13 protein-coding genes are annotated in these 15,026 nt (G+C 36.2%); 11 read left to right on the forward strand and 2 right to left on the reverse strand.

What is annotated here, in order from left to right; all coding sequences use genetic code 11:
- The 7 genes from ACWF5P_RS10440 to ACWF5P_RS10470 all read left to right on the forward strand — a co-directional run bounded on the left by ACWF5P_RS10440 (position 1) and on the right by ACWF5P_RS10470 (position 6,896).
- The gene (locus ACWF5P_RS10440; RefSeq protein ID WP_101221706.1) at positions 1-1,185 is read left to right on the forward strand and encodes an acetyl-CoA acetyltransferase; all 1,185 of its coding nucleotides are present in this window, start codon (positions 1-3) and stop codon (positions 1,183-1,185) included.
- A 21-nt stretch (positions 1,186-1,206) separates the two neighbouring features.
- Positions 1,207-1,620: an FAS1-like dehydratase domain-containing protein gene (locus tag ACWF5P_RS10445; RefSeq protein ID WP_452444841.1), complete on the forward strand. Its 414-nt coding sequence runs from the start codon at positions 1,207-1,209 to the stop codon at positions 1,618-1,620.
- An 11-nt stretch (positions 1,621-1,631) separates the two neighbouring features.
- The gene (locus tag ACWF5P_RS10450) at positions 1,632-2,018 is read left to right on the forward strand and encodes a MaoC/PaaZ C-terminal domain-containing protein (RefSeq protein WP_427572859.1); all 387 of its coding nucleotides are present in this window, start codon (positions 1,632-1,634) and stop codon (positions 2,016-2,018) included.
- 364 nt (positions 2,019-2,382) lie between these two features.
- Positions 2,383-3,561, forward strand: coding sequence for an acyl-CoA dehydrogenase family protein (locus tag ACWF5P_RS10455; protein WP_101221709.1), 1,179 nt, complete (start codon positions 2,383-2,385; stop codon positions 3,559-3,561).
- Positions 3,562-3,573: 12 nt separating this feature from the next.
- Positions 3,574-4,389: an SDR family NAD(P)-dependent oxidoreductase gene (locus ACWF5P_RS10460; protein WP_101221710.1), complete on the forward strand. Its 816-nt coding sequence runs from the start codon at positions 3,574-3,576 to the stop codon at positions 4,387-4,389.
- 345 nt (positions 4,390-4,734) lie between these two features.
- Positions 4,735-5,739 carry an MBL fold metallo-hydrolase gene (locus ACWF5P_RS10465; RefSeq protein WP_434169307.1) on the forward strand — a complete coding sequence of 335 codons (1,005 nt, stop codon included), beginning with the start codon at positions 4,735-4,737 and terminating at the stop codon, positions 5,737-5,739.
- A gap of 377 nt (positions 5,740-6,116) precedes the next feature.
- On the forward strand, positions 6,117-6,896 hold the full coding sequence (locus ACWF5P_RS10470) for an SDR family oxidoreductase (RefSeq protein ID WP_434169308.1): 780 nt from the start codon (positions 6,117-6,119) through the stop codon (positions 6,894-6,896).
- Between the two features lie 164 nt (positions 6,897-7,060).
- Here the strand turns inward: ACWF5P_RS10470 and ACWF5P_RS10475 are convergent, their stop codons facing one another.
- Entirely contained in the window at positions 7,061-7,192 is a 132-nt protein-coding gene (locus ACWF5P_RS10475; RefSeq protein ID WP_421162147.1) for a hypothetical protein, read from the reverse strand.
- 589 nt (positions 7,193-7,781) lie between these two features.
- On the opposite strand from ACWF5P_RS10475, the gene ACWF5P_RS10480 reads away from it, so the two are divergent.
- The 4 genes from ACWF5P_RS10480 to ACWF5P_RS10495 all read left to right on the forward strand — a co-directional run bounded on the left by ACWF5P_RS10480 (position 7,782) and on the right by ACWF5P_RS10495 (position 14,387).
- On the forward strand, positions 7,782-8,969 hold the full coding sequence (locus ACWF5P_RS10480) for a CaiB/BaiF CoA transferase family protein (RefSeq protein WP_318290850.1): 1,188 nt from the start codon (positions 7,782-7,784) through the stop codon (positions 8,967-8,969).
- Positions 8,970-9,328: 359 nt separating this feature from the next.
- Positions 9,329-10,597, forward strand: a complete 1,269-nt coding sequence (locus ACWF5P_RS10485) for an MFS transporter (protein ID WP_434169309.1) — start codon at positions 9,329-9,331, stop codon at positions 10,595-10,597.
- A gap of 1,458 nt (positions 10,598-12,055) precedes the next feature.
- Positions 12,056-13,327, forward strand: coding sequence for an MFS transporter (locus tag ACWF5P_RS10490; protein ID WP_434169310.1), 1,272 nt, complete (start codon positions 12,056-12,058; stop codon positions 13,325-13,327).
- Between the two features lie 88 nt (positions 13,328-13,415).
- On the forward strand, positions 13,416-14,387 hold the full coding sequence (locus ACWF5P_RS10495; RefSeq protein WP_318290852.1) for an NAD(P)H-dependent flavin oxidoreductase: 972 nt from the start codon (positions 13,416-13,418) through the stop codon (positions 14,385-14,387).
- Positions 14,388-14,677: 290 nt separating this feature from the next.
- Here ACWF5P_RS10495 and ACWF5P_RS10500 read toward each other — a convergent pair whose 3' ends face one another.
- Positions 14,678-14,806: a hypothetical protein gene (locus tag ACWF5P_RS10500; RefSeq protein ID WP_286141254.1), complete on the reverse strand. Its 129-nt coding sequence runs from the start codon at positions 14,804-14,806 to the stop codon at positions 14,678-14,680.
- Between the last annotated feature and the right edge of the window lie 220 nt (positions 14,807-15,026).

Consider the following 15,026-nt stretch of genomic DNA (forward strand, 5'->3'; position numbering starts at 1 on the left):
TTGAGCAAAAAAGGAATTTGTGATCAAGTTGCCGTTATTGGAATGGGATGTACAAGGTTTACTGAGCATTGGGATAAAAGTGTAGATGATTTATTAGTAGACGCAGCCTATGAAGCATTCGCTGATGCAGGGATTGAACCAACGGATGTTGAAGCTGCTTGGCTTGGAACGATGATTTCCGGGTATGCAGGTATCACGTTATCAGGTCCATTAAAAACACAGTTTATTCCAGTCACAAGAGTCGAGAATATGTGTGCGACAGGATCTGAAGCATTTCGTAACGCCTGTTATGCAGTGGCTTCAGGTGCCTATGATATTGTCCTTGCAATTGGAGTGGAAAAACTAAAGGATTCAGGATTTAGTGGTCTAAATTCACCAAAACCACCAAGTGATGGGACAGCACCAAATTATTCTGCACCCGCTTCCTTTTCATTCCTGGCACCGGCATACTATAAAAAATATGGATTAACCCCTGAACAAGGAAGAGAAGTATTATCACGAATCGCCTGGAAAAATCACTATAATGGCTCTTTGAATCCAAAAGCCCAATATCGAAGTGAAGTTTCGATGGATAAGATTTCTAAATCTCCAATGGTAGCAGCACCGCTTGGAATCATGGATTGTTCAGGAGTCGCAGATGGGGCAGCAGCTGCAATTATTGTGCGTACAGAAGATGCTCATAAATATAGAAAAGACCCTATGTATGTGAAAGCGTTATCTATTGCTGCAGGCCCTGGAGATGGGCGATTACGCCAGGACTATGACTTTACGACCTTTAAAGAGAATGTAGCAGCCTCCCAGGCAGCCTATCGACAAGCAGGTATAAAAAACCCAAGAAAAGAAATCAGTATGGCCGAAGTACATGATTGTTTTACTCCTACAGAATTAGTTATATATGAAGATTTAGGATTCAGCGAACGTGGGCAAGGGTGGAAGGACGTCTTAAATGGTGTGTTCGAATTAGGAGGTGAATTACCAGTTAATCCAGATGGAGGATTGAAGTCTTTTGGACATCCTATTGGGGCAAGTGGTTTGAGAATGCTTTATGAAATGTATTTACAATTCCAAGGTCGTGCAGGGAAAAGGCAATTGGATAATCCTAAGATCGGTTTAACCCATAATCTTGGTGGAACTCCTATGCAGTGTGTCTCTTTCATATCAATTGTAGGGAAAGAAATTTCGTAAAAGATCGAAAAATGGGGAGTGATGATTTTGAGTACAGCATTAGAAGAAAAAATCGGTATGAAATTAGAATCCTTTACCTTCAAAGTTGAAAAAGGGAAAATAAAAGAACTTGCATTAGCGATTAGTGATCTTGAAGAAGATTACCTAAAAGGAGAAATGATTTTACCCACTTTTCCGACTGTTATAGACTTCTGGGGTGGGGGAGCTTCCACATCTGAGCTTTTAGGATTAAACGTTAAGAAAGTACTTCATGGAGAACAAGAGTACGAATATATAGGAGAAATTAAGCCAGGTGATGTGATTACTGTAAACAGTGAAGTTGAAAATGTATATACGAAATCATCCATGAATTTTGTGGTTCTAAAAAAAGAATATCTAAACCAAAATGGCAAAACGGTATTAATTAGCCGTTCAACCGTTATTGAAAGACACTAGGGGGGAATAGGATGGAAGTTGGTTATCGTTTTGAGCCGTTGCAAAAAGAAGAAATTACTCATTCACAGCTCGTTCAATATGCAGGAGCATCGGGAGATTTTAATCCTATACACACGGTTGTACCATTTGCGGAGTCAGCGGGATTAGGTGGAGTGATTGCGCATGGCATGTTGATTATGGGGTTTGTTGGTCAGGCAATTGGTCAATGGTTCTCCGTAAAAGACCTTGCAAAATTTTCTGTTAGATTTCGAGCTATGACAAGACCTGGAGAAAAAATCACAGTTAAAGGCAGCATTGTAAATGAAACCAAAGATCGATGGATTTGTGAAGCTTCAGCTATTAACGAAGAAGGGCAGGTAAAAGTAAAGGCTAAATTTGAAGTCAAAAAAACTAAATAATTTTAAATGGACTAATGTTTAAGAAAGCGCGTAAAGTCGCTAGATTACTACAATTTAAATATAACATACAGACATATAATATCATTCAGTTTAACTGTTTCGGTAAGTGATCGAGGTTTTGCCATAATTAAATAATCAAGTTAAAGGCGAGAATTTACTTAATGAAGATTATTCGATATTTGAGAATTTTCAATTGGAGCGGGCAGAGCCGGCGGATTAACCAACTGTGGAATAAATCTTCTAGATGTTATGAATCAGAGGCTGTTGCTGATTGATTTTGCTTTGAGACAAAAATTTAAAAAAGGAGTTGTATCCTTATTTTTAAATGAAAGTTCCCAGTTTTTATAAAAATGGAGGTATTAAAATGACAAAAACTGCAGTATATGATGTCCAAAAATCAGAACGTCCTTATTTTTCCGAAGAGCATTTAATGTTTCGAGATTCGCTAAGAAAATTTTTGGAAAAGGAGGCAATCCCTTACTTTGAACAATGGGAAGAAGATCGATTGGTTCCCCGCTCATTTTGGACAAAATTAGGTCAAAATGGCTTCCTATGTCCCTATGTATGCGAGGAGTATGGTGGAGTGAATGGAGATTTTGGTTTATCTATTATTCTGACTGAAGAATTAGGCAGGGTTGGGGCAGGACTTGCAGGACCAGGAACACATAGTAATGTCATCGTTCCTTATTTAGATTCATTTGGTACAGAAGAGCAAAAAAGAAAATACCTTCCTGGATGTGTTAGTGGGGACATTATTACAGCTATTGCCATGACAGAACCAGGAACAGGTTCGGATTTAGCTAATATTCGTACAACAGCTATTAAGGATGGCGATTCTTACATTATTAATGGCCAAAAAACATTTATTACAAATGGTATACATTCTGATTTAATTGTAGTGGCCTGCAAAACAGATCCAACGGCTAATCCTCCTCATAAAGGAGTCAGTCTATTACTGGTAGAAAAAGACACACCAGGTTTCTCGAGAGGAAGAAAACTGAAAAAAGTTGGAATGCATGCTCAGGATACCTCCGAACTTATATTTGAAGATGTCAAAGTGCCGGCTACCAATCTACTTGGTGAAGAAGGCCAAGGCTTTAAATATTTGATGTCTAAGCTCCAACAAGAACGAATATTAGCAGCAATTGGTGGTCAAGTTGCTGCAGAGGATATGCTTGATATTACGCTTCAATATGTTAAGGAAAGAGAAGCTTTTGGCCAGTCTATTAGCAAATTTCAGAATACTCAATTTACTATAGCGGAAATTGCAACGGAGGTTCAGCTTGGACGTACATTTATAGATCAGTTAATAGTAAGGCATCAAAATGAAGAGGAAATCGTTACAGAGGTTTCGATGGCAAAATGGTGGATTACTGATATGGCTAGAAGGATTTCCTCTAAATGTATGCAACTCCATGGAGGTTATGGTTATATGGAGGAATATAAAATTGCCCGCCGTTATAGAGATATTGCAATCTCACCAATTTTTGCGGGCACGAATGAAATTATGAAAGTTATTATTGCAAAAAAACTGGGAATGTGAGGATGGAAGGTGATGAGTGAAATGTTAAAAAATCAAGTTGCAATTGTTACTGGATCTGCTCGAGGTATTGGACGGGAAGTTGCTCAAATGTTCGTTGATCATGGTGCAAAAGTGGTCATCACGGATAAGGATGAAGCCCCTGCTGCAGAAGCGGTTACAGCCATACGGGAAGCAGGTGGTGAAGCCATTTCTTTCTGCGGAGATGTAACGGCACCCGATTTTGCAAAAAATATTATCCATACAACCATAAAGAATTTTGGGAGATTAGATATTCTTGTGAATAATGCCGGATATACAGCTGATAATTTAGTTCATCGATTAACGGATGAACAATTTCAGGAGATGCTTGACATACATTTAATTGCTCCATTTCGATTAATTCGTGAGGCAACTCCATACATGCGTGACGTTGCAAAAAAAGAAATTGAAAACGGGGTAACTAATTACCGGAAAATAGTTAATGTTTCCTCTATGTCGGGAGTTAAAGGAAATGTTGGCCAGGCAAATTACGCAGCAGCTAAAGCTGGTTTACTAGGATTAACCAAGACAATTGCTTTAGAATGGGGACAATTTAATATTAACTGTAACTCTGTTGCTTTTGGATTTATTGATACACGTCTAACTCGACCGAAAGAGGAAGGAGGAAGCGTGAATGGAGCTCAGGTTGGAATTCCAACTAAAGTGAGAGATGCGATTATCAACAAAATCCCGCAAAGAAGGGCTGGAGAAGCTAAAGAAGCAGCCTCTTCAATTTTTTACCTTTCCTCTCCACTTTCAAACTATATAAACGGACAGGTACACTTGGTAAACGGGGGCTCATATAGTTAATATTCGAGAATAAATCATCAGCGACTAGACACTATATTTACCTATATTTTGGCAATTTCGTGAATATGATCGATCCTTTCTGTTAAAAAAGGATCGATCTTAACAATATTGTCTAGTCCCAATCAACTCCCTTCATATGTGACATTTCTACTAAGGCGATACACTTATTCACCTCATTCTTTACTCTTTCCTCCAGTTGTTTTCAATACTGGATTATGAAAGAAGGAGTAAATGGAACACCTCCTGGAAAGGTGTAGAGATATGGGTTTATGGACTATTTGACGCTGCTGAAAATTCTGGTGATACAGAAGCCCCAATAAGTAGATTAAGAGAGTAGGAATGAGAATGAACTACCGAAAAATAGGTCCTGTGGAAATTATCATGGGTGAAAATAATAGCCATGTTCCATTCTCAACATCACTAATTATCAGGGGACAAGAACATTCAACCCTTATAGATTGTGGTGCAGGCCGAAAAGCATTTAATTACTTGCAAAAAGAACACAATGTGAAGCAAATTTACTTGACCCACCATCATGTTGATCATATTTGGGGGGCACAACTATTTACCGAAGCTGAAAAATTTATTAACCCATTTGATATCAAAAAGGTATCTGATATACATGAGATCTTAAAGTCTGAAGGTTTTTATGCTGTTTTTGGTAAAGAAGACATTAAAGAATTGGTTCAGAAACAGCAGAATAGAGAATATCAAGATCATATTATTGGTAAGAGAACGCTAGATGTTCATAGTACTTATTCATATGATTTAAATATGAAGTTGTCGGATACCAATGTTATTATGATACATTCTCCTGGCCATACAGAAGGGTACTGTTGTCCTTATCTCACCGACTACGGAATCCTTTTTGTAGGAGACTTTGATTTAAGCTCTTTTGGACCCTTTTACTGTGATGCGGAAAGTAATATTGACAACTTTATAGAGTCCGCACGAAAAACATTAGATCTTGAAGCAAAATATTTCGTCACTTCACATCATAAAGGAATTTTTCTTAAAGATGAATATAAAAAAGAACTGAACCATTATTTGGATATTATTGAAAGAAGGGAAGAAAAAATTAAGCGCTTTATAAAAGCAGGATATTTACCTCGGGAGTTAGCGAATCAAGAAATTTTTTATTACAAGAATCAATACAAACGAAGTCCATTATTTATAAAGAGTGAAAAAATAGGAATAGTCAAACATTTAGTTCGGCTTATCAAGAACGGAGAACCATTTAAAGATTTTTTAACGGACTTTATTCTCGCTTTCAACATGAGTATGGAAAACACTGAGTATAAATCTGAAATTAATGACTCCACTCCTTGCCGTAACTATTATTGTGGTTGATTGTATGTTTAATTGAAAATAACGACTCCTATCGTATGTAAATCTATACTTGGTTATTATTTAAGTAAAACATTGTGACCATGTGTAACCTGCGTTAAACGATGGGAACCGTTCGTTCGTTAAAGACACAAACGATATACTTAATGATGAACAAGGGAAAACAAGCAGTGAGTGGGGGATATACCCAATATTTCATTTTTAAAAATTCATATCACCTGTCTTATAAAAAATAACATTATAGTCAGCTAGTGTCTTTTATTATTGACAACCTCTATACAGGGTAGCGTCAGGTAAATGCAGATTTACAACGATAAGCATTTTGATAAGTACAGAATAATACAATTTTTAATATTATTATTTTAAGAAAGGAGCTTATTATGGAATTAGGGTTAAACGGAAAGGTTGCGCTAATCACTGGTTCAAGTAGAGGGATTGGCTTAGAAACGGCACTATATTTAGTAAAAGAAGGAGCCGAGGTAACCATTTGTGCAAGAAATAAAAACCGTTTAAAAGAGGCCGCTGCTTATATTTTTGAACAAACAGGTAAAGAAGTATTTTTTATAGAAACGGATGTTACAAACGAAGAGGAGTGTCAAAAGATAGTTTCTGCTACAGTTGAAAAATATGGGCGTTTAGACATTTTAGTCAATAATGCTGGTACATCTCAAGCCCATCCATTTGAAGAAGTAGGAACTGAACTTTGGCGGAAAGATCTTGATTTAAAACTATTCGGTGCCATTCATTGTTCTCGTTATGCCATACCACATATGCGACAAGTTGGTGGAGGCGCGATCATCAACGTAACAGCTGCAGTTGGAAAGACACCTCCTGCAGCATCATTACCTACTTCAGTCAGCAGAGCAGCAGGTATGGCCTTAACAAAAGCAATGAGTAAAGACTTTGGCCCAGACAATATTCGTGTGAATACCGTATGTATTGGTTGGATTCGAAGTGAACAGATTGAAAAAAGGTGGAAAAATCAGAACCCAGGACTATCATGGGAACAATTTTCTAGTAAAGAACGTCAAATTCCACTTGGACGTATTGGAAATACGGATGAGGCAGCTAAAGTGATTACATTCCTTGTTTCAGATGCTGCTTCTTATGTTACAGGTACATCAGTTAATATTGACGGTGGTATGGTAGGCACTTTATAAAATTGTTAATTGAATAAAGGTTTTTTATCAAGAGAGAGTCTGATGGTATGCCCAATGATTCTTAAGCAGGAATTGGTTTATGTTAAACAGTTAAAGTGTAAAAGAGATTATGAAGTTTTCTACTTAAACTATATCGTGCGTTAGTAAAAAAATAAACCCAAATTTTATCTTTGTATCTCATAGATAAAATTTGGGTTTTTATAATAGGGAATTCTTAACGTTGTAAATCCGCATTTTCCTGAACCTGCCCCTAAATATAAAGGTTTATTTTGTGCAGTAGAATCTTTATATATCATTCCCTACCCCCTTTATCAAAATCTTCTTCCAGTTAATAGTAAAATAACAATTTATAGATAAAAAAGATAACCTCGCTTTTACCTCATTAGTTGATAATCATGGCATGATTCTTGCATTTAATTTTAATAACTCTCTAAGTGAAAAGTTTAAAGAATTTTGTAGAACATCCGAACAGGAAGTAACCAATTAATTAGAGTCAATCAAATATTTTGATTGATGCATCAGAGAATATATTCCTCGTGTAGTAAGTTTATAATCCTTACCTGAAGGGGGGTGAGTTTAATCCGTGCTTTATCACTGGAATTCGCGAAATGTAACAATAAATGTATTTCTCAAAGTTTAATTGAAATTCCCTAGACTTGTGATGTTCATGGACGTTTAATGAAGGAACAGACAACCCTAATCATTAGAACAGCCTATGAATTTGTAAATTCTGTTTTGTTTTTTCTAAGGAGGAAGCTCGAAATACTATTGGGCAAGAGATTCACTTAGATGGTGGTAAAAGCTTAGGAGCAAGAAAGGTACTAATCTATAGAATGAAAAAAAACGCTAATTACCAAAAATTAGACTGATAAGGAGAAGATAAAAATGCAATCATCCTTGGAAGGTATTAAAGTACTTGATTTATCAAGAACACTAGCTGGTCCATTTTGCACCATGTTGCTTGGAGACATGGGAGCAGATGTGATAAAGGTAGAGCAGCCTGGGATGGGAGATGAGTCAAGACGCTTCACTCCTCCAACATGGAACGGTGAAAGCTGCTATTATCTTACATCAAACCGAAACAAACGAAGTATTACGGTTGATCTAAAAAGTACAGAGGGAAGGGAAATCATATATAAATTAGCAAAAGATGCGGATATTTTAGTAGAAAACTATAGAACAGGAACACTTGAAAAGCTCGGTTTAGGTTATGAAACATTAAAAGAAATAAATCCCCGTTTGGTGTACTGTTCAATATCGGGATTCGGTAGAACAGGCCCAGAAAGGTTTAGAGCGGGCTATGACCTTCTGTTGCAAGGGTTTGGAGGACTAATGAGTATTACAGGTGATGCTGACAGGGCACCCGCAAAAGCAGGGATGTCCATAGTGGATTTGACAACGGGTATGTTTGCTGTTTATGGAATTCTAAGTGCATTATTCTCTACACAAAAAACAGGAAAGGGACAGTTTGTCGATGTAAGTTTGCTTGATGGGCAAATTGTTTTGTTAAATCATTTGGCAACCGGATTCATGGCAACAGGCAGCCCTGCTGGAAGAATGGGATCCGCTCATCCTTCAATTGTTCCTTATCAATCGTTCAGGACTAAGGACATGGATATCATATTGGCAGTAGCCAATGATGGGTTATGGACTAAATGTTGCCATGCTTTAGAGTGGATGGATTTACTGGCAGATTCCCGTTTTACAACAAATGTCAATCGAGTTACCCATCGCACAGAACTCGTAAAAATCATTTCTGAGAGAATGATTACGATGGAAAGCAAAGAGGTTTTTGAAAGGCTAAACAGAGCCGGGGTTCCGTGCGGTCCTATACACACCATAGAACAAATTCTCAATCACCCTCATGTTCATTCAAGGGAAATGTTGATTGAAATTGAACATCCTATTGTGAAAAATTTGAAAGTTCCCGGATTCCCGGTTAAATTATCAAATACACCTGCTAACCTTCGACGTTACCCGCCTTTGCTCGGGGAACATACAGAAGAAGTATTGGATGAACTTGGATACTCTACAACCCAAATTAAAAAACTAAAAAGCGGGAAGGTGATTTGACTTAGAATTCAAAACTAAAGTCGGTATATCTTGTCTAGACAAGATAGATTTTGTGGCTGAATTGGTAGAGATTCAAAACTCCAAATTACTTTATTGATATGGATTTCTTATATACAACTCATCGAAACCCGTCAGTTAATAAATCTAAAATGTTAAATGCATGTATGGTAGCCATCTTTGTGAGCACGGATTTGAGCCGAGGTCCACATTTCCGTAACCTTCCGTATTTGGGTGTAATGGAAGTGGTACAGGCAGGTTGCATTACGCCCCAATACCTAGCCTTGGACAGAAACCATTCGACTTTGAAACTAATAAGGTGTATCAAATAAATTTAGTGTGTAAAAAAGGAGGGTGTTTTTATGGAAAAAGCTCAATCAAATCGCAAATGGATTGTTGTGTTCATCGCCTGTTTTCTAGGTTTAGTGGTAGATGGAATGGATTTACAAATCCTATCTTTAACTCTTCCTGCTTTAATGGAAGAATTCCAAATTTCTAAAACACAAGCGGGAATCATCAGCACATGGTCTTTAATTGGCATGGCAACTGGCGGAATCATAGGTGGCTGGTTATCTGACCGATTTGGTCGGGTACGGATGGCAACCTATATGATGGTACTTTTCTCTGTTGGTACTGCTTTACTTGGCCTAGTGCAAACCTACGAGCAATTTATCCTCATTCGTTTTATATCTGCTATTGGGATAGGAGCAGAATATTCTATAGTCACGATGCTTATGGCTGAATATGTACCAACGAAAAAACGAACGACTATTTTGGGTTCATTACAAGCGGCTTATTCAGTTGGATACTTAGTAGCAGCCTTATTGGCAGGAGCGATCTTGCCGATTTTCGGATGGCGACCTCTTTATTTTATATCTATTGTTCCTGTAATTTTGGCAATTTATATTAGATTAAAGATACCAGAACCAAAAGGATGGATAGAAGCAAAGCAACAACCTAAAAAAATCAAGAAAAATGAATGGTTTACAATCTTCAACGATCCGAAAACAAGAGTGGTTTTCCTGTTCTGGATCCTTACTTCAACCTTTTTACAGTTTGGTTATTACGGTGTAGGGACTTGGTTACCTACCTATATTGTAGATGAATTAGGATTCGATTTTAAAAAGATGACAGGGTATCTTGTAGGAAGCTATGCAGCAATGATCTTAGGTAAAATTCTTGCTGGTTGGTTAGCAGATCGATTTGGGCGTCGAAATGTGTATATTATGGGAGGTATATCTACAGCAATTTTCTTACCGGTCATTTATTTGTATAACACACCAGCTAATATCATTGTATTACTTACAATTCTTGGGTTCCTCTATGGGGCACAATATGGCATAAATTCAACGTACATGAGTGAAAGTTTCCCAACACATATTCGAGGTACCGCTGTAGGAGGAGCATATAATATCGGGCGATTTGGTGCAGCGATTGCACCTATTACAATAGGGATAATCGCGGAATCCCAATCAATCGGATTAGGCTTAGCAATGCTTGGTATAGCTTATGCATTGTCCGGAATAATTCCTTGGTTGTTTATCCGAGAAAAAATGTATGATCCGTTCGAAAATAAAGTAAATGCAACTTTTGAACAAAAAGAAAGCGCTTCTAAAAACCATACTATTTGAGTGTATATTCAGTCCTTCAATTTTTGCACTTTGCAAAGAGTGATTCTATATAAGTAATAAATTTCTATGAATTGAGAAGTCGAAATGTTCTGAATCGAAGGAAGGTTTAGTATGCCAAGTGGAGTTAAAGTTTTGGATCTGTCCCGTATACATCCTTGACCTGTCTTGTTGTTCTCTTATATCTGTAATTACAGGGCAGAAGTGATTGAGATTGAGGAGCTGGAAATCGCGAATTAGTCTCGAGGGAATCAGAAATTTATAAAAGAATTGAAACCATGCATTTTAATCGATATAAGAACTAATTGTAGGGTTTACAAGTAAGTGGCATATTAAGGGAACAGATTTATAAAGTATAGAAGTTTATCTTGTTGTCTGAATTATGACACTCTTGTGTTTAATTAAACACAGTCAAGTGTACATTTTTTATTATGTTTAGCTGTGATTAATGTAAAGTAATCTTCATAGAACCATATTTTCACTTCGCCGTATTGGCATAATAATTGCATCTATATATAGTAGTCAAATGATAGTCATCATTTCTCAATTAGATAACTACATTAACTCCAATACAGACTTTGGCTATTATTTGACAGTAAAAACTATTTTTCCACCATGATCAATGACTGTTAACCAATTTTATATTCGTTTTTTTGAAAGCGGTATCAGTGGAATGGGAAATCCATAGGAGGTGAGAAAAAATCCTTTTTTTTACAATTGGAAAAGTGTCGGTATAAAACAGTAGTGAAATTTTGAAAGATGGATTTTTTACTGAATAAGAAAGGGGAATAGAACTTATGAAAAGAGTATTTAAAATTCGTTCCTGCTATCGGTAGATCCATTCTAATTTAAATTGAAAGTTATCTGAATAAGGAACAGGCAGGACTGGATGAAATCACGAAATAAATTTTTTTAGATAAACAGATTATGACATTGTTAAGAAATGGGATGGGTACGATAGGGCCAAATCTAAATGATGATTATACAAAACAATTCCAGAAAGAGTAATCGTTTTGAACTCATATAACCAAGGGATTTTTTTCTAAAGGTGTTCCTGAACCCTTTACGGAAAAAGGATTGATAGAAAAATTCAAGACTTTGTGGCATGGAGTATCTATAGAAGAAAACCAAAATCTAAAAAGACAAACATGGAAGTTAAAAAGAAGTTTCTTCCATAGATAAATCACACCTTTTAGTATTAATAACATTTTGTATTGTAAAGAACACTAAATAAACTGAATGCAAACATGTAATTTAATTAATTCTAACGAACTCATTTGAATATTGCCTTCATCATGTGAATGATGTAAATCCTCTAATTAGAAGGTTGAGTATGAGTATGTTGGAAATAAATTACTGGTTTTTACTAAAGCATTCTGAAAGGTTAATATCATTCACTTTTAACTTAATTACGTGGTGGTAAATAAAATATAATGTTAATAGCTGAGGAGTGATTTTATTATGCGTTGGGCTATCCTTGCTTTTATGTTTTTTCTTTATGTAATTAATTTCGCAGATAAGGCAATTGCTGGGTATGCTGCTGTATCTATTACAGAAGAATTTGGACTTACACCCTTACAGTGGGGATTAGTAGGGAGTAGCTTTTTCTGGTCATTTGTTATATCGAATATATTTGGCAGTACTCTATCGGACAGGTTTGGAACTAGGAAAATGATCACGATTATGGCGATTTCTTGGACAATTCTACAGTTTGGAGCATTCGCTATAACAAATCTACAATTACTTATAGCCTATCGAATTTTATTAGGTATTTTCGAAGGCCCTTTTTTTGCAACTGCAATTGCCCAATTAAATCATTGGTTTCCAGCAAAGTCACGAGGAATGGCCACTTCCATTCTTAATTTTGGAGGGGTTGTAGGCGGGCTTGTATGTGCACCCATACTGGTTTATTTGATTGAAACTTTCGGTTGGAAAATATCCTTTGGGTCATTAGGTTTTGTAAGTCTCCTCTGGACAATTTTATGGGTCTGGCTAGGTAAAGAACGGCCGGATGAAAGTAGTGAAGAGGTTGCTAAAGCACCTACTATTAAGGAAAAAGAGAATTTAAAGACCATCCTTTCAAGTATGTTTTCTTTAACATTTTTAGTCACTCTTTTTGCTGGGTTTACAGTTTATTGGTACCTCTCTTGGATTCAAGTTTGGATGCCTTCTTTCCTTATTAAAGCAAAGGCACTTTCAACATCTGAAATGAGTTATGTAGCTTCGTTGACTGGACTTTTAGCAGGGTTAGTTACCATATCTATTTCCATTTTTTCAGATTACTTATTTAAGAAAAATTCCAGTTATCGAAAATCTCGTGTGTTAGTTGCTGGATTTACATTTTTTATTGGAGCAGCCCTTTTTTATTCTATGACTGAAATTCATTCTATTGCTTGGACGATCGCTGTTCTTATTTTAGGGAAAGGTTGTCTTTCTGCTGTATTTGTTATGGGACCACATATATCAAGCAGCCTACTTCCCCAGCGTACATCTTTAATGATTGGAACATTTGCAGGGGTTTCTACAATTGCGGGTGTTGTCGGGCCTATTGTCAGTGGTAATTTAGTACAGGCGGCAGGTAAAGATATTGTTCAGGGATATGATAATACTATTCTAATGGTTGTAGGCCTATCGATAATCGCCGGCATCTTACTCATTGCTTTTGCTAAACCAGACAATGAAGTTAAAAAGAAACAAAAAATTATTGATGAAACAGAACAACAAGCATTGTAAATGATTGAAATTGGGAAGGGACCAATTCTATTATTAACTTCTGTGGTACTTGTGGATTTAAAATCTATCAAAAGAGAGGGTAAAAATCATGACAAATGCTAAATTAGATTTACTTTTGGACAATACAAGGTTGCCTGTTATTTGTGCACCAATGTTTCTTGTTTCAGGTACAGAATTAGTTATTGAAGCTTGTAAATCAGGAATAATCGGTTCGTTCCCTTTATTAAATGCTAGGACTGGGGAAATTTTAGAAGGGTGGATGAAACAAATAAAAAGAGATCTGGAAGAAGCACAAACTTTAAACCCTGACAAGATAATTGCCCCATGGGCTGTAAACCTTAATGTTCATAAATCAAATAAACGGTATGAAGCAGATTTAGAATTAATTAAACAATACAAACCACCGATTGTCATTACTTCATTAGGAAAGCCAGAAGCAATTGTTAGTATTGTTCATGAATATGGTGGGCTTGTTTTCGCTGATGTAGCCACACTTGCTCATGCCAAAAAAGCAGCTGAAACAGGTGTTGATGGATTAGTACTAGTGTGTAATGGTGCTGGAGGACATGGAGGGACGATCAATCCAATTGCATTTATAGGTGCAGTTAAAAAGTTCTGGAATGGAATTACTCTTCTTTCAGGCTGTATCACTAACGGTCAAGACATACTAGCAGCCAAAGCATTAGGAGCAGATTTTGCTTATATGGGTACTAGATTTATTGCAACGGAAGAAAGTAACGCTAAAGAAGAATATCAAAAGATGGTGACTGATTCAACAGTCGAAGATATTATTTATACAGATGCTTTTAGCGGAGTAAATGCAAATTATCTTGTTCCTAGTATTAAAAAGGCAGGCCTTGATCCAAAACGACTTAAGAGTAAAGAGACTGTTGATGTATCTCATTCCGATGCTAAAGCATGGAAAGACATTTGGTCTGCTGGTCAGGGAGTAGGTATGATTGAGGAAATTCTACCAATCGCTCAAATAGTCAATGAACTCGAGGAGGAGTATGAAAAAGCATTATCTACACTAATTTCAACTAAAAAAATTCAGTGTTAAATATCGTTACATTAAATCGGTGGGATATGGAAAAAGAGGGGAATGTAATCTGTATTTTTAGAAAGTAAATGAATTCAAGTTAGTTATGATCTGCCAAGTATTTCCTGGTGGAAAAGAAAAAGTAGTTTGGTCTAACAAAAACACATTTACAACAATTTTAAAATATTAATAATATGAAAAATATTCCGAATATTGAGTTCTTTTAAAAAAGTCCAATATTCGGTTTTTTTCTGTATTCTTTCGCTCAAGCGTTGTTCATCTATGTCTTTCTATTAGGATAGGGGATTTCTTTAGGGATCAATGGCACTTCCTTGGAACAACTGATTTTTATTCCGTACTTTAACAAATACTTCTACAATTAAATCTCTTTCTTTTGATATTAAATTATTTTTATACTCAATTAATTCAATATCTTCCAATTAAGTTCTACATCCAACACCAATTACTTCAATAGAGTGCCATAACCTATTTGCAATTGTGTAATTTTTGGGGAGTTTTGCGAAATGATTGATTTTTAGCTAGGTTTACTCGGAATTATTGGTATCATTCTTGCATGTTTAATATGTGTATTCCTTAAGAAAACTTGTTATTACTTATTTCGCCTCCCTTTACCCTGTTGTTATTGGTCAGGAAATTGAT

The organism is Peribacillus sp. NPDC055009 (genome assembly GCF_053608705.1).

Bases quoted from the DNA above. Each gene is read 5' to 3' on its own strand.
- ACWF5P_RS10445 (WP_452444841.1), top strand. From the start codon at position 1,207: ATGATTTTGAGTACAGCATTAGAAGAAAAAATCGGTATGAAATTAGAA.
- ACWF5P_RS10450 (WP_427572859.1), top strand. From the start codon at position 1,632: ATGGAAGTTGGTTATCGTTTTGAGCCGTTGCAAAAAGAAGAAATTACT.
- ACWF5P_RS10455 (WP_101221709.1), top strand. From the start codon at position 2,383: ATGACAAAAACTGCAGTATATGATGTCCAAAAATCAGAACGTCCTTAT.
- ACWF5P_RS10460 (WP_101221710.1), top strand. From the start codon at position 3,574: ATGAGTGAAATGTTAAAAAATCAAGTTGCAATTGTTACTGGATCTGCT.
- ACWF5P_RS10465 (WP_434169307.1), top strand. From the start codon at position 4,735: ATGAACTACCGAAAAATAGGTCCTGTGGAAATTATCATGGGTGAAAAT.
- ACWF5P_RS10470 (WP_434169308.1), top strand. From the start codon at position 6,117: ATGGAATTAGGGTTAAACGGAAAGGTTGCGCTAATCACTGGTTCAAGT.
- ACWF5P_RS10475 (WP_421162147.1), bottom strand. From the start codon at position 7,192: ATGATATATAAAGATTCTACTGCACAAAATAAACCTTTATATTTAGGG.
- ACWF5P_RS10480 (WP_318290850.1), top strand. From the start codon at position 7,782: ATGCAATCATCCTTGGAAGGTATTAAAGTACTTGATTTATCAAGAACA.
- ACWF5P_RS10485 (WP_434169309.1), top strand. From the start codon at position 9,329: ATGGAAAAAGCTCAATCAAATCGCAAATGGATTGTTGTGTTCATCGCC.
- ACWF5P_RS10490 (WP_434169310.1), top strand. From the start codon at position 12,056: ATGCGTTGGGCTATCCTTGCTTTTATGTTTTTTCTTTATGTAATTAAT.
- ACWF5P_RS10495 (WP_318290852.1), top strand. From the start codon at position 13,416: ATGACAAATGCTAAATTAGATTTACTTTTGGACAATACAAGGTTGCCT.